The sequence below is a fragment of the Formivibrio citricus genome, from assembly GCF_900115065.1.
Classification (GTDB): Bacteria; Pseudomonadota; Gammaproteobacteria; order Burkholderiales; family Chitinibacteraceae; genus Formivibrio; species Formivibrio citricus.
In genome coordinates, this window is record NZ_FOVE01000001.1 from 78649 (window position 1) to 96153 (window position 17505).

The window sequence follows — 17505 nt, forward strand, 5'->3', positions numbered from 1 at the left end:
CCCGCAGAGATACCGTCTTTGTCCTCAAAAGGAGGGCGCATGAAAACCGAATCCATCCAGCCGCTGGTCTGGGAATATGAAGTTCCGCTGTTCTCCCGCGAGATGCAGATGACCTGGCTGAAAGCGATGCTGGCTACGGCGCTGATCATGGTCGGGTTGTTTGTCGTGATCATGGGATCGGGCGGGCATTGGCGGGCGCTGGGTGGAATCGTGTCGATGCTGCTGGCGGTGGTCGGCGGTCTCTATGTTCTGGGGCTGCTGGTGATGCTGCTGGTGTTCCGGGGGCACAACCGCATGCGCTTCACGCTGGATGCGGACGGCATTCTCTGCGAAATCATCGACCGCACCGTAAAGCGCAGTAACCGGCTGGCGGTACTACTGGGGACGATTCTGATGGAGCCGCGCCTGCTGGGAGCCGGGTTGTTGAGTACGGCGGCTGAATCTACCCGGGTAGCGTGGTCGGGGCGTTTTATCGTGGAAGCGGACCCGCGCCGGCGCATCCTGCGCCTGAAAAACGGCTGGCGCACGCTGCTCTGGGTGTACTGCACACCAGAGAACTACGCCGCTGTGGCGCAGATTGTGCAGGAGCAAACCTCCCGCACTGGCAGTGCCCGGCGTTTGCCGGCGCGCCCCCCGTTGCCGGGCTACCTGTTGCGGACCGCGGGCGTGGTGCTGGCCTGCCTGCCGCTGTTCCTGATGTCCAAGGAATTCCGTACCACGCTGTTCATGCCGATTTTTACGCTCTGCTTTGCGCTGGCGACGTTGTGGCTGATCCATATCTTTGGCTATGTGGTGCTGGGCGGGCTGCTGGTGCAATGGTTCCAGACCGGCACCCGCCTGCTGGAAGTGCGCCGCTCGTGGTTGCGCCCCGGCAAGACCTACCAAGCTTGGGAAGTACTGGGGGGCGACGACATCAGCCTGCTGGTGTTGGGCGGCGTGGCGACGCTGGCCTTGGGCATCTACGCCTGGCGCGCCGTGCGCGGGCGCTGCCCGGCGGTGCTGGCGCGGGATCAGGCGGATATGGATGGGGACGAGTAAAGCCTTGAAAAACCAACGCCGGCACAAGGCCGGCGTTGGTGTGGAGTGATTGAATCAGCCGATGTTTTCCAGTGCCAGCAATTCTTCAATCGTCTGGCGACGGCGGATCAGTTTGAAGGTATCGCCATCGACCAGCACTTCCGGAATCAGCGGGCGGCTGTTGTAGTTGGACGACATCGCTGCGCCATACGCGCCGGTATCGTGGAATACCGCCAGATCGCCGATCTCGGCAGTGGGTAGTTCGCGCGGCGCCACGGTGCCGCCTTCAAGCTGGGTGAATACGTCGCCCGATTCGCACAGCGGGCCGGCGATCACGGTCGGGCGGGTAGCGCCTTCAACTGCTTGGCCGTCGCGCACCAGCGAAACCTCGTGATGGCTGCCGTACATGGCCGGGCGCATCAGGTCGTTGAAACCGGCATCGACCAGCACGAAATGGTTGGCGCCGGCATCTTTCTTGGCGCGTACTTCGGAAACCAGCTTGCCCGATTCGGCCACGAGGAAGCGGCCGGGTTCGATTTCCAGCGTGACCTTGTGGCCCAGGTGCGCTTCGATTTCCTTGCGCGCAGCATCCCACAGGCCGAAGTAGTGTGCGGTATCGATGCGCTCGCCACCGATGCGGTACGGAATCGACAACCCGCCGCCCGCCGAAATGGCCTCGATGTCGCGCCCGGCGCGCTTCACCAGCGCGACCATCGCGGCGCAGACTTCCTGCAGGTGGCTGTAATCCACGCCCGAGCCGATGTGCATGTGCAGGCCGACCAGCTTCAACTGATAACGGTCGATCAGCGCCAGCGCTTCATCCAGATGCTCGTGCCAGATGCCGTGCTTGCTGTGTTCGCCGCCGGTGTTGGTTTTCTGGCTGTGACCGTGGCCGAAGCCGGGGTTGATGCGCAGCCACACGCGGTGGCCGGGACTGGCTTGGCCGAGTTGTTCCAGCATCTGCGGCGAACCGGCGTTGACCGGTACTTTCAGTTCCACTGCACGCGCCAGCGTGGCGCGGTCGAGCAGATCGGTCGTCAGCACGATGCCGCCGTGTGCGTCATCGACCGAATACCCCGCCGCCAGTGCGCGTTCCAGCTCGCCCAGCGACACCGAATCCACGGCCACGCCTTGCTCGCGCATCAGGCGCAGGATGTGGGTGTTGGAGCACGATTTCTGCGCGAAGCGGATCACGTCGAACTGCTTGAGTTGGCTGATGCGCTCGCGGATCACGGCGGCATCGTAGAGCCAGCAGGGGGTGCCAAATTCGTTGGCAATGGCGGCAATTTGCGGGGCGTTGACGGGTTTCATGCGGGTTCTCGCGTTGCAATGGCGAGATTGTATCAATCCGGGCGGGGACGATGGATAAAACTGGCAAAAACTTCAATGAAATCGGCGCGGCCTCCATTTTTCCCTTGTTGGATTTGCCATGCTTCATGTCTATCCTTAAATCATCTGTTGACTTTGTTACAGCAAGAGGAAAGACATGAAGACTCTGATGCGGGGATTGTTTTTTTTGATGCTGCTATCCGCTCCGGCCATTGCCGAGCAACCCGAAATGATCGGACATGTCCGGACCCTGCAAGGAAATGCTTCGATCATACGCGGGGGCGTTGCCTTGCCTGCAGTGGTCGGGGCAGGGGTCAAGCAAGGGGATCTGATCCGTACCGACAAGCTTGGTGCCGTTGGTATCGTCTTGATCGACGATACAACTATTTCATTGGGTTCTGGCAGCGAGCTCTTGTTGAGCCAATATAACTTCGACCCCAAAGGCGGAAAGTTCAGCCTCGTCATGCGGATGGTGAAGGGAACCTTTTCCTTCCTCTCCGGAATGATCGGCAAGCTGGCTCCGGATTCAGTGCAGTTGGCTATTCCGGAAGCGACCATTGCGGTCAGGGGTACGAAATTACTGGTTGAGATCAAGGATTAGCAATCATGAACCCGGGAGAAAATCAATGAATATCAAGGTGAATGGCCTGTTGGTCATGGTTTCGATATTGCTTGTCATCGCCGGTTGTACGCCCACACGTTCGGTTATTTTGGTCCCGGATAAAGATGGCAAGATCGGAAGGGCCGAGGTCACCACCGACGGGGGCAAACAGGTTCTGACTCAAGCCAACGACATGACGCGAGTCAAGAGTCGCGCCGCCGCCCCCGCCGCCGTTACAACGGCCGACCCTGCTTATATTGCCGCTACCTTTAGCAAGGCGCTTGCGGTGGAGCCGATGCCTGCGGAAAAGTTCGTTCTCTACTTTGAAACCGGCAAAACCGAGCTGACAGCAGAATCCCGGAAAATCATTGCAACCATTGCCCGTGCCAGTGAGCAGCGCAAAGCCATCAGGGTTGCCATCAGCGGCCATACCGATGCCGCAGGATCGGATCAACTCAATGACAGGCTGGCCCTTGAGCGGGCAGAACTGGTCAACGATCTGTTGCAGCAGCAAGGCATCAAACCCAGCCTGATTTCGGTTACGTCCCATGGCAAGGGCAACCCCGCTGTCCCCACGCCTGACGGTATTGCAGAGCCGCGCAACCGTCGAGTGGAGGTCATCATCCAGTAGCTTCCCATTGGCCATGTCCGCAAACCTTCCCGTCAGTTACGATCCGCGCCACCTGCGCCGCTTGTGGGAAGGCAAGGTATGGCTGATCCTGACCGGCTTGTGTCTGACCCTTGGCATCGCGTCGCTGCTGTTTTTTTCTGTGCCGCCAATTCAGCAGGCCGATCTGCGACTTTATGACTGGATGCAAAATGGCCGCCGGACGCCGCCCCGTTCCGGTCTTCCGGTGCTGGTGGGAATCGATGAAGAAAGTCTTGCTGCTTATGGCCAGTGGCCTTGGCCCCGTTATCGTCTTGCTTTGTTGATCGGACGTTTGCAGCAACAGGGGGCCGAAGTGATTGCCCTCGATTTTCTGATGCCAGAGCTGGATCGCACGTCTCCCGAGGTGATTCGGTTTGAACGGCGGCGGGATAATGTCGATCCAACCCTTCCGGCCTTGGCTGCCGGGCAGGATAGCAACTCGCAGCGACTGGCAGAGGTTCTCGGTGAAGGGAAAACCGTCCTTGGTTATTATCTGAATTTTTCCGGGGCAAACGTTTCGGCCCGCGAGCAACCGCCCCCCAAGACGCCTGAAGGCATGGTTTTGACTCGTGCGCCAGGCAGCACCGACAAGTGGCCAAAGCCGGGCGGGGCAATCCGCAGCCTGCCGCAACTGACGGCTTCAGCCAGCGCCGAAGGGTTCACCAACGCCCTCCACGATATTGACGGTACGTTGCGGCGAGTGCCGTTGCTTCAGCCTTACAACGGCAATGTTCATCCTTCACTGGCGCTCTCTGCCTTGCTGCTTTCCTCGCCGGATCGCTCGTTGAAAATTAACAAGGAAGATTCGGAAACTTCGTTGTGGTGGAACAACAAGCGAATCCCCCTTGATGAATCCGGCAACCTGCTGGTCGATTTTCGCCAGACACAGCCGGCATTTCCCTATGTTTCGGCTCGGGATGTACTGGATGGCAGGTACGCATCTGGCAGCCTGAAAGGCAAGATCGTCTTGCTGGGCGCATGGGCCAAGGGCTTGGGAGATGCCCATTCAACCCCGTCGGGCCATGTCCTCAACGGGCTGGAAATCCATGCCACGATCATTGACAACATTGCTGCCGGCACGTTTATCAGCCGCCCAGGCTGGGCCAGAGGTGCGGAGCTGTTTGCCGTTTTGTTTCTGGGAGCACTCTCTACCTTGTTGTTGAGCCGAGCGGGCGCTACCTTGTCACTACTTGCCGTGCTTGCCGGTACGGCAGGATGCTTCTGGGCAGGGCGGCAACTGCTGGTGAGCCAGGGCTTATACCTGTCACCGCTGCTGCCGATGCTGACCACCGTGGTGACTGCTCTCGTTTTGAGCTTGTTCAAGTACAGCATTGAAGCGCGCAAAGTTCGGCAACGCACCAAGGCGCTGGTCGAGGCGCAGGACACGATCATCCACAGCATGTCAGCCTTGGCTGAGGCTCGTGACAAAGAAACCGGTGGTCATATCCTGCGCACCCAACACTATGTGGAAATTCTGGCCAAGCAACTTGCCCACACCCCGAAATACGTTGATCTTGATGAAAGCACTATCGATCTCCTCGCCAAATCAGCTCCCTTGCATGACATTGGCAAGGTGGGTATCCCGGACAGCATCCTGCATAAGCCGGGAAAATTGACTGACGATGAGTATGCAATCATGAAGGCCCATACCCTTATCGGCGCCGAGGCGCTGACCAAGGTTATCGGTGGCGCCTGCCACCCGGAAAACAATGACTTCCTTACTTTGGCCAAGCAAATGATCGTCTCTCACCATGAGCATTGGGATGGCACGGGTTACCCTCATGGCTTGCGAGGCGAAGAAATTCCGTTGGCTGGGCGGTTGATGGCTTTGGCTGACGTATACGATGCCCTGATCAGCCGGCGTGTCTACAAGCAGGGATATAGCCACCCGCAGGTCATGGAGTTGATACTGCAAAATTCAGGCGTTCAATTTGATCCGGATGTGGTCGCAGCGTTCATGGAAAAAAATGAAGAGTTTTTGAAAGTCAGCCAGTCTTTCAGTGACGAAGCAGAGCCCGAGGCCGAACATGTTCAACACGCTTAAAAACCTCGCCACTTCGGCGGCTTCGTCCTTTCTGGAAAAAGACCGCCGGGTCTCCACCGAGGTGCTGAAAAGTACGTTCCAGTCGCAAGTCGAGGCGGCCGGGCTGGAAATCGCCAGCCTGATCTGTTCCGACAATCAAGTTGCCATCCAGATCAAGAAACCGGGCGCGGTACTCAAGGCCACGGCGGTGCTGGATGTCATCCTCTCCGAACCCGCAGTAGATTGGCCCCGCCGCCAATTGATTTTCCAGTTGAGCTCCAGAACTTCGCTCGAAACCGGCCTGCTGCAACGCGTGGTCGGCGCACTGGTCATCAGCTTGATCGAAACGGTGCATGGTGAACATGTCGTTCTGGAAAAGGCGCTGGCCGGGCGGGATGACATCCAGCTGGAGGGCAATACGGTCAAAGTCGATCTGCGCAAACTGCCCGGCTATGACAGGCTCATAGCTGTACCGCTGATCGGCTCCAGAATCCGGCTGGATCGGGTGTATTTCAAGGATGACGGGGCGTATGTGAGGTTGGGAATGGGGGAGTAGGCGTCATGGAGGACTGTGTGGAAAAAAGGGCGGAGCTCGTGCTCCGCCCTTTTTGATCGATCAAGATCGTTTTAGTTGTTGCCCGGTTTTTTCAGCAAATCCCGGATCTCGCGCAGCAGTTCAATGTCTTCCGGTGTGGCCGCAGGGGCGGGCGCAGCCTCTTCGCGTTTGAGCTTGTTGATGGCCTTGACCACGAGAAAGATGGCAAAGGCCACGATCATGAAGCTGATCAGGTGGTTGAGGAACATGCCGGGGTTGAGCGTAACCGCGCCGGCTTTCTGGGCCTCGGCCAAGGTGGCGTAGGGGCCGGGGATTTTTCCGTCGTTCAGCACAAAAAACAGGTTGGTGAAATCCACCTTGCCGATCAACAGGCCCAGCGGCGGCATGAGGATATCCTTGACCAGCGAATCGACAATCTTGCCAAAGGCTGCGCCGATGACCACACCGACCGCGAGGTCGATGACGTTGCCGCGCATGGCGAATTCCTTGAATTCCTTGAGCATGTTGGCGCTTCCTTTTTTTGTTGTGGATGCTGGAGCGTAGTGCTGCCTGAGAAGGGTTGTCAACGAATTGGCAGCTCGCCACAGGAATTCTCTATCAAATCAGGTAGCATGGCGGCAATGACTTTTCTACCGGCTTGCCATGCTCCATCTCTATCAGTCCAACCGTCTTGAAGTCTTGCTGGAACTGCTGCTGCAGGTCACCGAGGTGCCGCTGGCCGATGTGCTGGCACCGGAGCGCCTGATCGTGCAATCCAAGGGTATGGGGCGCTGGCTGGGGTTCGAGCTGGCGCGGCGGCAGGGGATTGCCGCCAATTTGCAGACTGAATTGCCGGCCTCGTTCGTCTGGGGGCTGATGCGCGATGTGCTGGGTGATTTGCCGGCGCGCTCCGGTTACAGCCCGCAGGTGCTGGTCTGGCGCGTGCTGGCGTGGCTGGACGGGCAGGCTGCGGCTTTTCCCCGGCTGGCCGGGTATCTGGAAAAAGGCGGGGCCAAGCGCCGCTACCAGTTGGCGAGCCGCATTGCCGACATTTTCGACCAATACCTCGTCTACCGTCCGGACTGGCTGGCGGCGTGGGAATGCAATCAAGCCCTGAACTTGGGCGAGGACGAGGCTTGGCAGGCGGCGCTGTGGCGCGATTTGTCGGCCGAAGACGGCCAGCACCGCGCTGCGTGGTTCGCCGATCTGCTCCAGCACCCGCGCTTGGCGCAATCGCTGCCGGAGCACATTACGCTGTTCGGCATCTCCAGCCTGCCGTCGGTGTATTTCGATCTGTTTGAAAAGCTGGCCGAGCGCATGGACGTGTGCCTCTTCGCGCTCAACCCGTGTGCCGAATTCTGGGGCGACGTGCGTGGGCCGGCGCGGCTGGCCGATGCCATCGATCCGCACGACCTGCGCCTGCAACTGGCGCAGAACGGCAACCCGTTGTTGGCGGGCATGGGCCGGCAGGGGCGGGCGTTTTTCGACCGGCTGGCCGGGCAGGGCGAGTTGCACAGCCTGTTTGTGCCGCCGGAGCATGGCTCGCTGCTGCAATGCCTGCAGCAAGACGTATTTGACTGCTTCAACCGCGAACGGGCCGATGCCTTGCCGCTGCCGGAAGGCGACGATTCCCTGAGCGTGGCGATCTGCCATGGCCCGCAGCGCGAGGTCGAAGCCCTGCGCGACGAACTGCTGCGCTGCTTTGCCGCCGATGCCACGTTGCAACCCGATCAGGTCGCGGTGCTGTGCCCGGATATCGAAACCTATGCGCCCTACATCGAAGCCGTGTTTGCGCGGCGCGAGGGTGAGCCGTTCATTCCCTACGCGATTGCCGACCGCGGCGGGCATGATGCCGAACCGCTGTTCGCCGCGTTCCTGCAACTCCTGACCCTGCCGCAAAGCCGTTTTGCCGCCGAAGAGATCATGAGCCTGCTCGAAATCCCGGCCTTGCGCCGTGCGTTCGGTATCGAAGAAGCCGATCTGCCGCGCCTGACCGGCTGGGTTCAGCAGGCGGGTATCCGTTGGGGGCGCGATGCCGCGCACCGTGCCGCGCTCGGTCTGCCGAACGAAGGATTGCATACCTGGCGCTTCGGCTTGGACCGGCTGCTGCTCGGCGTGGTGTTGCTCGATTCGCCGCCGCAGGTGTGGCAGGGCATTGCGCCGCTGCCCGGTTTGCAATGGAGCGACCATGAACTGGTGGGCTACTTCGCCGGGTTTGTCGAAACCCTGTTCCGTTATGCCGACACGCTGGCCCGCCCGCAGACAGCGGCGCAATGGCAGGCCACCTTGCTGGGCCTGCTGGACGAATGCTTTGCCGGGGAGGGCGATGAGCTGGACGTACTCGCCACCTTGCGTACTGCACTCGGCGATCTGGCCGAATGCGCGCAGATGGCCGGGTTTTCCGGCACACTGCAAGCAGTGTGGGTGCGCGAAGAAATTGCCGCACGGCTGGAGCAACCGGGCGGCGCGGGGGGCTTCCTGTCCGGCGGGGTGACGTTCTGTACGCTCACGCCGATGCGCAGCCTGCCGTTCCGCCGCATTGCCGTGCTGGGACTCAACGATGGTGCGTTTCCGCGCTCCAAACCCGCTGCGGGGTTTGACCTGATGGCGCAGCACCCGCGCGCCGGAGACCGTCTGCGCAGGCTCGACGACCGCTACCTGTTCCTTGAAACCCTGCTCTCGGCGCGCGATGGGCTGTACCTGAGCTACACCGGACGCGATGCACGCGACAACAGCGTGCAACCGCCTTCGGTGCTGGTCGCTGATTTGCTCGACGTGATCGGCCGCAGCTTCGGGCCGGAAGCGCCGGAACGCATCCTGCAGCCACATCGCCTGCAAGCCTTCCACCCCGACTATTTCCGCCCGAGCGCCTTGCCGCAGAGCTTCGATCAGCATGCGCTGGCAGCTGCACGGGTCACAGGCGAACAGGATGCCCCACCACTCAATATCGAACTGCCCCCCACCGAATTGCCCGAAGCCGTTTCGCTCGACGAGCTGATCCAGTGCTTTGCCAATACCTCGCGCTTTTTTCTGCGCCAGCGGCTGCGCATGCGCCTGCCGTGGGTGGGTGAGGAACTCGAAGAGGACGAACCGTTTTTCATCGACTACCGCGCCCGCGAAGCCTTGCGCCTGCTCGCCGCCGAACAGGGCTGCGAAGTGGCCGATTACGCGCGCGCCGCCGGCCAGTTGCCGCATGGCATTCCGGGCCAACTGGCCGCACAGGATGAAATCGCCATCGGCCAGCGACTGGGCGAGGCCATATCCCGTTTGGCCGGCGATCCATTGCCGCCCCAACCGCTGCGTATCGAAATCGCCGGCATCACCTTGTCCGGTCACCTCGACCATCTCACCACGCAAGGGCGGGTGCTGCCGGTTGCCGGGGCGATCAAACCGCGCCATCTGCTCGCTGCCTGGATCGCCCATCTGGCGCTGAATGCCGCAGCGCCGGAACGGGCTGGTTTGCAAACCCTGCTGGTCGGTCCGGAAGAAACCCTGACGCTGCCCCCGGAACCCCATGCGCAAGCCAAACTGGCAGACTGGATCGCCGCATGGAAAAGCGCCTGGAACGCGCCACTGCCGTTCTTCCCCAAATCCAGCGCCGCATGGGCCACTGCCATTCAGGACGGCAAGGACGAAGACGCCGCCCTCAAGGCCGCGCGCAAGGAATGGCAGCCGGTCGAATTCAAGCGTGAAGGCTGGGAAATGGGCGAAAGCGAAGACCGCTGGCACCAGTGCCTGTGGCGCGACGAAGAGCCATTCGGAGAGGCGTTTGCCGAATGGGCGGAGCAGTTGTGGCCAAGAGGGGCACAAGAATAAGAGTCTAATTCCAGTAGGCGGCTGCACCTTCGCATCTGGCAGTCGTGCGGTGCTCGGAATCCTCATGTACTCCGTGTACATTCCGGTTCCTGTGCTCCGTCCTCCTGCCACCTGCTTTGGCTCGCTCGCCTACTGAATAGACTCTAAATCGGCACGAAGCACCATTCAACGTGATTGATTTTTTGGGCGCGTCGACCATAATGATCATTATGATTGATGGAGGTTAAAGATGATTACCCAGACCAGCGCAGTGACTTTCCGGCAGAACCTTGGCGAAATGCTGAATCAGGTTCAGTACCGGCACGATAGCGTGGTGATCAACAAGGACGGCAAGCCTGTCGCCGCTTTGGTGGATGCTCGCCTGTTCGAGCGGATTCGACGCATGCAGGCGCGTTTTGATGCGCTCAGCCAGAAAATCGAGGCAGGGTTTGCCAGCCTTCCGGAAAAAGAAGGCATGGCCGAAATTGAAGCCGCCATTGCGGAAGACCGCGCCCAGCAACGAGCCAAGACCGGTCGCTGATCATGTCGAACACGCTTCGGGTGGTACTGGATACGAATGTGTTGTTTTCAGGCATTGCCTACCCCGGCAGCATTCCCGGCAAGATCATGGCCGCATGGCGGCATGGTTCGGTAGAAGTGTTGCTTTCCCCCTTTATTCTTGAAGAACTGCGACGTGTGTTGCCACGCTTGGCCAGTCGGCATGGTCTTTCCGCCTCGGAAATCGACGATCTGGTGGATATTCTCGCTATCCAGACCGAGGTGATCGAAGCTGACGCTGCTGCCGATCCAGAGCTTCGCGATGATAACGATCTGCCGGTGCTGGGAACGCTGCTGGCGGCAAGTCATTCGAGCGGTGCGGATTACCTCATTACGGGCGACAAGGACCTGCTGGCCTTGTCGGATCGCTACCCGATCATCACGCCAGCGGCATTCTGGGAACGTCACGGCGGCTTGTGACTGGTTCTGTTGGTGGGTAATGAGCATCGACCGAGAAAGCGGCTGGGCTGGAAAACCCCGACTCAAGAATTTTGCTGTAAGTCGTTGAATTGATTTACCAGTTGACAGTTGTACTTACTTTTTGAATTCGCGGCGTTTTTTAATTGGCGTTGTGTTATTTTTGGATGGTTAATAAAATGAGATATGTAATAAATTTTATTGTGTTTTTGTGTTTTTTTTCTTGCATTGCTAATGCAAAAAATAAATATGAAACACGGGTTGAAAAAATACCTCTGAGTATGCAGGCGCTGTTTTTTCATGCCCAACATACGCTGGATGGTTGGGCCGGGGAGAGAAATAAGCTGGATACTGCCAGTAAGGCGATAGATGATTTTATCAAATTGGCCCCTAATTTTTTGCCGATATACATTGAAAAATCAAGGCTGATTATTATGAATGGTGCGATGCGAGGAGGGGATTTTAAAAAGGCAAACGAAGAGGCTTTGCGTATTCTTCTTGATGTTCAGAAAAAAAATCCAAAATATGCCAAGGCATATGTTTTGGCTGGTCATGTGTATACCAATATATACAATTTCCCAAAGGCATATGAAATGCTGGGTAAGGCCGAGTCTTTAAAAACTTCAGATCCGTGGCTTTACATAAATTATGCAACCTTGATGGCGCTAACGGGACATGCAGATAAAGGGGTGGAGTATGCAAAAAAAGGTCTGGTTGCGCCCGGGGGGGCAGCAAAATCAATTTCATCTGCTATAGGATACATTAGCAAATATTCAAAAAACAATAATATAGGGATCGAGCGTGGTGTTGTTGATGTTGTTTTTTTAAATATAAAACGACCGCAAGATAGACTTGCTCTTGCAAATAGGCTTATTTCCTCGTATGAGGGAAGGCATGACATGCTTGTATATGCCAACGCAATACTTGAGCGGCAGAAAAAAGAGACTCCTGGACGTGGGGATGTTGATTTGACTTATGCCAAGCTGATCTTGGCTAATGGCTATCTTGTTAACAGGGGCGGTGTAAGTAGATATGATGCAGATTCCGCTAAACATGCGGAGGGTGTGCTAAATCGCATAAAATCAAATGCAAAAATTCGTGATGAAGCAATGTTTTTGTTGGTGAAAATATGTCTTAGTAGAGATGATCGTGATGGTGCGAAAAGAATAATTGGTGAGTTGGAGAGTGCTGGTAATTCAAGTGTGGATTTTTATTATTGGAAATTTGTAATAGAATATTCTTTTGGTGATTATGCAAAATCATTAGATATTCTTTCTGATATGGGTAAGAAATATCCGGTTTATGCGTCTGAATTAATGGCTGATAATTTTTATGTTGGAGGAAGAGAATCCAGTATTAAACAGAAGGATGAGGTGCATAAGGAGAGTGTATATAAAAACCCGAATAGTGCTTGGGTTCTTGGTAACTATGCATCGTTTCTTCTGTATAGAAAACATGACGTAGATGCTGCCATCCAGTATGGAGAGCGCGCATTAAAACAAATGGATTATGGAGTTGCACGAGCCGACACTAGTTTGGCTTATCTGGTTAAAGCCTCCATAGAGGAGAAAGCTGGCAATAGGGAGGTCGCCATGAAACTTTTTAATAGGGCTTCTGAAATTGGATATTCATTTGATTATGTAAAGAAAAATTGTACTATTTACTGTAATGGTGTTTTGCCTGCCGTAAAGAAGTTTGAAGAAAGTCGATAGGGTGATTTATATTGGTTATAAGTAATGTGCAACAAAAATTGCAATATAAAAATTGTTGCATGTGTCGTGAAAATAACCCGTGAGGCAGAATCGGCGCGATAGCGACATTCCGCCATCGCCATATTGATTGAACCTTGCCCGGCGGATTGCTTTGCGAATCCGCCTTACGTTGATTTTCGCGGTTTGCAGCCGCTCCCACAGAAAAATAACCGCAGGCCATGACCGAAAAACTCAACCTCTACACGCTGCCGCTGACCGGCATCCGCCTGATCGAAGCCAGTGCCGGAACGGGCAAGACCTGGACGATTGCCGGGCTGTATGTGCGCCTGATTCTGGAAGAGGCGGTGCCGGTCGAGCAGTTGCTGGTGGTGACCTATACCCGCGCGGCGACCGCCGAGTTGCGTGACCGGTTGCGCAAGCGGCTCGCGCTGTTGCTGGCGGCGTTTGAAGAGGGCGGCAGCGAGGATGATTTTTGCCGCGATTTCGTGGCGCGTTTTGCCGAAGGGCGCGAGCTGGCCATTGCCCGCCTGACCCGTGCCGTGGCGGCGTTCGACGAGGCGGCGATCTACACCATCCACGGCTTCTGCCAGCGCGTGCTGGCCGAGGCCGCGTTCGAGGCGGGCAGCGATTTCGATCCGGAGCTGGTCGCCGATCTGGACGACCTGTTGCATGCGGCGGCGGCCGATTGCTGGCGGCGGGAAATGCACGCAGCCGACCCGCTCTGGGTGGCGTATCTATTGAGCCAGAAAGAAAGCCCGGCGGCGTGGGCCAAGCGCGTGCAGCCGCATCTGGGCAAGCCTTACCTGCATTATCCGGAGAGTGAAGTGTCCGATCTGGCCGGGGTGGCCGCAGACTGGCGGCGGGCGCGGTTGGGTTTGCAAAGCGCGCTGGCCGAACACGGCGCGGCGGCGTTGCAGGAATTGCTCGATCACCCCAAGCTCAACGGCCGTACCTACAAGAAGGACAACATTCCCGGCTGGTTTGAAGAACTGCATGAACTGGCCGTAGCCGATCCGATGCCGGCGGGAGGGGGGAAGGCGCTGGAAAAACTCACCGCCACGGCGCTCGCAGCCGGGGTGACCAAGGGCGGCATTCCGCCGGAGAACCCGCTGTTCTGCGAGGTTGAGGCCGCCGCCACGGCGCTGGAGGCGCTGAAGCAGTCGCTGCAAGCCCGGCTCGCTGCGCTTAACCACTGGCTGGTGCGCGAGATCGACGCGGAACTGGCCAAGCGCAAGGTCGAGCAGGGTGTGGATGGCTTCGACGATCTGCTGACCCGCCTGGCAGCAGCCTTGCAGGGGCCGGGCGCGGCGGCGTTGCAGGCGGCGGTGCGGCAGCGTTACCGCGTGGCGCTGATCGACGAATTTCAGGATACCGATCCGGTGCAGTGGGACGTGTTCCGCAGCCTGTTTGCCGATGGCGGGCTGCCGCTGGTGCTGGTGGGCGACCCCAAGCAGGCGATCTACCGCTTCCGCGGCGCGGATCTCTTTACCTATCTCAAGGCCGGGCGGCAGGCCGAGCAAAAATATGTGCTCGATACCAATTACCGCTCGGTGCCGCCGCTGATCGACGGCATCAACGCGCTGTTCGCGCGACAGTCGAACGCGTTCATCGAGGAGATCGACTACGAGCCGGTCGGCGCACGCGGCAAGCTGGCGCTGGTTTCGGTTGAGAACCCCGCGCCGATCCAGTTCCGCATGTTGCCGGCGCAGGTGGCCGAGAAGGGCGAAAAGCCCTGGGGCAAGACCGAGGCCGCTCAAGCCGTGATTGCCGCTACGGCAGCGGAAATCGTGCAATTGCTGGCAGGCGCGGAACTGGAAGGGGACGGCGCGCGCCGCCGTCTGCAACCCGGTGATATTGCCGTGCTGGCCAATACCCACACCGAAGCGGCGGCGATGGAAGCCGCGCTCGCCGCCATTCACGTTCCCGCCGTGCGCCAGACGCGCGAGAGCGTTTTTGCCAGTGACGAGGCGGGTGACTGGCTGCGGGTGCTGGTGGCGATGGCCAACCCGCGCGACGAGGCCGCGATCCGCGCCGCGCTCACCTCGCTTTGCATGGGCTATGGCGCGGCAGAACTCGTGGTGCTGGAGCAGGACGATGCGGGGTGGGAATCAATCCTGCAGGCATTCGCGCGCTGGCATGAGCTGTGGCAGACGCGCGGTTTCGTTGTGATGTTCCGCGCCTGGCTCGATGCCGCCGGGCCGGACGGCCTGACCGTGGCACCGCGCCTCTTGGCCCTGCCGGGCGGCGAGCGGCGCCTGACCAATCTGCAACATCTGGCGGAGCTGATGCAGACCGCCAGCCGCACCCAGCACGGCATGGCTGCGCTCATGGCGTGGTACGAAAAACGGCTGGCTGATCCGGGCGCGGAAGGCGATGCCGCGCTGCTGCGCCTGCCCAGCGATGCCGAGCGCGTGAAGATCGTCACCATCCATGCCTCGAAAGGGCTGGAATACCCGGTGGTGTTCTGCCCGTGGTTGTGGAATGGCCGCTTGCTGCAGCAGGGCGAGAAGGCCGCGCGTTGCCATGACGAGGAAGGGCGGGTGTGGCTCGACTTCGGCTCGCCCGATCACGACGAGCGCATGGAACGCTACCGGCAAGAAACGCTCGCGGAAAAGCTGCGTCTCTTGTACGTGGCACTGACCCGCGCCAAGAGCCGGCTGGTGATCCATTGGGGCCTGATCGACCGCGCCGGCGAGTCGGCCAAGGGCGAGGAAGGCTTGCATACCTCGGCGCTGGCGTGGCTGCTGCACGGCAGCGGCTCTGTCGGCGGTTTGCGCCAGCGGCTATCAAGCATGACAAGCGCCGATCTGCTGGCCGATTTGAAGACGCTGATCGCAGCTGCGCCGGGGAGTGTGGCGGTGACGATGTTGGAAGCGGATGCCGAAATTGGGCGTTCCCCCTTTGATGAAGGGGGAGGCGATGAGCAGCCCGCATCCGGTTTTTCGCCCCCGCAACTGTCCTGCGCCCAATTCCACCGCACCTTGCATTCAGCCTGGCGGCTGTCGAGCTTCAGCCGCCTGACCAGCGGGCGGGAGCGGGAAACCGAGCGCCCCGACCACGATGCGCGCGCCGCAGCCCCGCAGCCGGTGGAATCCGCGCGCACGGTGTTCACCTTTCCGCAGGGCGAAGTGCCGGCCAACGTGGCCGGAACCTGCCTGCACGCGATCATGGAAGACTGGGCCATCGCCCCGGCCGGGCTGGGCGTGGCGGGGCTGGTGGAACGGCAACTCGTGCGTCATGGCATCGGCGTGCACTGGCAGCCGGTGGTTGCGCAGATGCTGGAAACCACGCTCGCCGCGCCGCTCGACGGGGGCGATTTGCGCCTGTGCGGCCTGCCCACCGCCGCGCGCCGTGCCGAGCTGGAATTCACCTTCCCGCTGCATGCCGCCCGCATGAACGAACTGCCGGCGCTGCTGGCGCGATTCGGGCAACCGGCGGCGTTTGTCGAGGCGGCGCGCCATCTCGATGCCGACATCATGGCCGGGTTCATGAAAGGCTTTGTCGATCTGGTGTTCCAGTACGAGGGGCGCTATTACCTGCTGGATTGGAAATCGAACTGGCTCGGCCCGTCGTTCGCCGATTACGCCGCGCCGCAGCTTGAAGCCGCGATGGCGCAGCATCACTACTACCTGCAGGCGCTGATCTACACGCTGGCGCTTGACCGCTATCTGGCGCGGCGCGTGCGGGGTTACGACTATGACACGCATTTTGGCGGCAGTTATTACCTCTTCCTGCGCGGAATGCAGCCGGACAGTTCGGCAACCGGTGTGTGGTTCGGGCGGGCTCAACGGGGGCTGATCGCGGAGATGGGTCTGTTGTTATGTGGCGGTGTTCTACAATCGAATTAAATCTCCCGTGAGAAATATGAACGCATGGGGATTTTGCCGTCATGCCTGCGCCGGGTGACGAGTTCAAACGCAAGCGGACCGAATCCATAGTCCATGCTTCCTGAGGCGGTCAGCAACACACAGCAGAAAATACGAGAGGGCTTGTAGCGTGCGGACGGTGCCGATTCGCTGGGTTTCCAGCGTATTGCAAAAAGGGCTGTGGTCGATAGTTGGCCTGGCTCTGGCAACGCTATGGGTATTGGCACTGGCGTTTTCTGCTGTGTACAAGGATCGCCTGATCTCCAGCAGCACGCGCGAACTGGAACAGATGAACGGCATGGTGAGCCAGCATACCCTGGCGCTGTTCAAGGCCATCGAAGCCGATCTGCACGTGGTGGATTATTGGCTGCGAACCTACAAAGGCAACGATCCTTTGAATGACCCCGTTTTTGTGGACATGATCAACGATCTGCGGACCATATCGGACGGGCTGTTGGATATCCGCATGGTTTCCACCGATGGCAAGCTGTATTACATCCCCAATCCACAACGTCAGGCGCTGGCAGATGTCAGTGATCGTGCCTACTACCGGGCGCAGTTGAGCGCCGGGCCGAGAAAATTGCACATTGGCGATCCGGTGCTGAGCCGGGTGACCGGCAAATGGGGAATTCCCGTTTCATGGCGAATGCAAAAGCCGGTTGCCGGCTTGCATGTGGTTTTTGCGGTCGTAGAGCTGGATCGTCTGGTCGAGCCGCACAACCGTTGGCGCTTTCCTTCTCCGGGCAGCATCCTGGTGCTGAGGGATGACGGTACTTTGCTTTCACGTGCACCGTTTGATCCGCACTATTTGAGCCTCAATTTCAACGAGATGCCCGGTTTTGATGAACTCTTTAAAAAGGGCAAGGGAAGCTACATCAGCGACAGCATCAGAACGGATGGCGTGAAGCGCATCGTCAGTTTGGAACGCCTGGATGGGGTGCCTTTGAGCGTGGTTGTGACGCGTGGGCTGGATGAGGCGCTGGGAAATTATTACTAGGCGCGG

Annotated in this window: 13 protein-coding genes; 11 read left to right on the plus strand and 2 right to left on the minus strand. The window is 58.9% G+C overall.

Features of this window, described 5'->3' with window-relative positions; all coding sequences use genetic code 11:
• Positions 1-39: 39 nt before the first annotated feature.
• Positions 40-1038, plus strand: a complete 999-nt coding sequence (locus tag BMZ36_RS00350; RefSeq protein ID WP_091189519.1) for a hypothetical protein — start codon at positions 40-42, stop codon at positions 1036-1038.
• Positions 1039-1092: 54 nt separating this feature from the next.
• Here BMZ36_RS00350 and lysA read toward each other — a convergent pair whose 3' ends face one another.
• Complete coding sequence (gene lysA, locus BMZ36_RS00355; RefSeq protein WP_091189523.1) at positions 1093-2328, minus strand: diaminopimelate decarboxylase; 1236 nt, start codon at positions 2326-2328, stop codon at positions 1093-1095.
• A gap of 175 nt (positions 2329-2503) precedes the next feature.
• On the opposite strand from lysA, the gene BMZ36_RS00360 reads away from it, so the two are divergent.
• The 4 genes from BMZ36_RS00360 to BMZ36_RS00375 are packed head-to-tail and all read left to right on the plus strand — an operon-like array spanning position 2504 to position 6175.
• The gene (locus BMZ36_RS00360) at positions 2504-2947 is read left to right on the plus strand and encodes a FecR family protein (RefSeq protein WP_091189526.1); all 444 of its coding nucleotides are present in this window, start codon (positions 2504-2506) and stop codon (positions 2945-2947) included.
• 25 nt (positions 2948-2972) lie between these two features.
• Positions 2973-3578: an OmpA family protein gene (locus tag BMZ36_RS00365; RefSeq protein WP_091189529.1), complete on the plus strand. Its 606-nt coding sequence runs from the start codon at positions 2973-2975 to the stop codon at positions 3576-3578.
• A 13-nt stretch (positions 3579-3591) separates the two neighbouring features.
• On the plus strand, positions 3592-5640 hold the full coding sequence (locus BMZ36_RS00370) for a CHASE2 domain-containing protein (protein WP_091189532.1): 2049 nt from the start codon (positions 3592-3594) through the stop codon (positions 5638-5640).
• Complete coding sequence (locus tag BMZ36_RS00375; RefSeq protein ID WP_091189534.1) at positions 5624-6175, plus strand: hypothetical protein; 552 nt, start codon at positions 5624-5626, stop codon at positions 6173-6175. The genes BMZ36_RS00370 and BMZ36_RS00375 overlap by 17 nt, the downstream gene beginning before the upstream one ends.
• A gap of 71 nt (positions 6176-6246) precedes the next feature.
• On the opposite strand, the gene mscL is transcribed toward BMZ36_RS00375, so the two are convergent.
• The gene (gene mscL / locus BMZ36_RS00380) at positions 6247-6678 is read right to left on the minus strand and encodes a large conductance mechanosensitive channel protein MscL (protein WP_091189537.1); all 432 of its coding nucleotides are present in this window, start codon (positions 6676-6678) and stop codon (positions 6247-6249) included.
• A gap of 139 nt (positions 6679-6817) precedes the next feature.
• Here mscL and recC point away from each other — a divergent pair, with 139 nt between their 5' ends.
• From recC to BMZ36_RS00410, 6 genes are all read left to right on the plus strand, one after another.
• A complete protein-coding gene (gene recC / locus BMZ36_RS00385; protein WP_091189540.1) occupies positions 6818-9970 on the plus strand; it encodes an exodeoxyribonuclease V subunit gamma in 3153 nt (1050 codons plus the stop codon).
• 229 nt (positions 9971-10199) lie between these two features.
• Positions 10200-10490 carry a type II toxin-antitoxin system Phd/YefM family antitoxin gene (locus BMZ36_RS00390; protein WP_091189542.1) on the plus strand — a complete coding sequence of 97 codons (291 nt, stop codon included), beginning with the start codon at positions 10200-10202 and terminating at the stop codon, positions 10488-10490.
• Positions 10491-10492: 2 nt separating this feature from the next.
• Positions 10493-10927 (plus strand): putative toxin-antitoxin system toxin component, PIN family, encoded by a 435-nt coding sequence (locus BMZ36_RS00395; RefSeq protein WP_091189544.1) that lies wholly within the window; start codon positions 10493-10495, stop codon positions 10925-10927.
• A gap of 176 nt (positions 10928-11103) precedes the next feature.
• Entirely contained in the window at positions 11104-12636 is a 1533-nt protein-coding gene (locus tag BMZ36_RS00400; RefSeq protein ID WP_143085929.1) for a tetratricopeptide repeat protein, read from the plus strand.
• Positions 12637-12854: 218 nt separating this feature from the next.
• Positions 12855-16484, plus strand: coding sequence for an exodeoxyribonuclease V subunit beta (recB, locus tag BMZ36_RS00405; protein ID WP_091189549.1), 3630 nt, complete (start codon positions 12855-12857; stop codon positions 16482-16484).
• Positions 16485-16641: 157 nt separating this feature from the next.
• Positions 16642-17499: a PDC sensor domain-containing protein gene (locus tag BMZ36_RS00410; RefSeq protein ID WP_143085930.1), complete on the plus strand. Its 858-nt coding sequence runs from the start codon at positions 16642-16644 to the stop codon at positions 17497-17499.
• Positions 17500-17505 lie beyond the last annotated feature (6 nt).

What these genes read in the sequence shown, in the direction of transcription:
- lysA (WP_091189523.1), bottom strand. Translation starts at nt 2,328, where the DNA reads ATGAAACCCGTCAACGCCCCGCAAATTGCCGCCATTGCCAACGAATTT.
- BMZ36_RS00370 (WP_091189532.1), top strand. Translation starts at nt 3,592, where the DNA reads ATGTCCGCAAACCTTCCCGTCAGTTACGATCCGCGCCACCTGCGCCGC.
- recB (WP_091189549.1), top strand. Translation starts at nt 12,855, where the DNA reads ATGACCGAAAAACTCAACCTCTACACGCTGCCGCTGACCGGCATCCGC.
- BMZ36_RS00395 (WP_091189544.1), top strand. Translation starts at nt 10,493, where the DNA reads ATGTCGAACACGCTTCGGGTGGTACTGGATACGAATGTGTTGTTTTCA.
- mscL (WP_091189537.1), bottom strand. Translation starts at nt 6,678, where the DNA reads ATGCTCAAGGAATTCAAGGAATTCGCCATGCGCGGCAACGTCATCGAC.
- BMZ36_RS00375 (WP_091189534.1), top strand. Translation starts at nt 5,624, where the DNA reads ATGTTCAACACGCTTAAAAACCTCGCCACTTCGGCGGCTTCGTCCTTT.
- BMZ36_RS00365 (WP_091189529.1), top strand. Translation starts at nt 2,973, where the DNA reads ATGAATATCAAGGTGAATGGCCTGTTGGTCATGGTTTCGATATTGCTT.
- recC (WP_091189540.1), top strand. Translation starts at nt 6,818, where the DNA reads ATGCTCCATCTCTATCAGTCCAACCGTCTTGAAGTCTTGCTGGAACTG.
- BMZ36_RS00350 (WP_091189519.1), top strand. Translation starts at nt 40, where the DNA reads ATGAAAACCGAATCCATCCAGCCGCTGGTCTGGGAATATGAAGTTCCG.
- BMZ36_RS00400 (WP_143085929.1), top strand. Translation starts at nt 11,104, where the DNA reads ATGAGATATGTAATAAATTTTATTGTGTTTTTGTGTTTTTTTTCTTGC.
- BMZ36_RS00390 (WP_091189542.1), top strand. Translation starts at nt 10,200, where the DNA reads ATGATTACCCAGACCAGCGCAGTGACTTTCCGGCAGAACCTTGGCGAA.
- BMZ36_RS00360 (WP_091189526.1), top strand. Translation starts at nt 2,504, where the DNA reads ATGAAGACTCTGATGCGGGGATTGTTTTTTTTGATGCTGCTATCCGCT.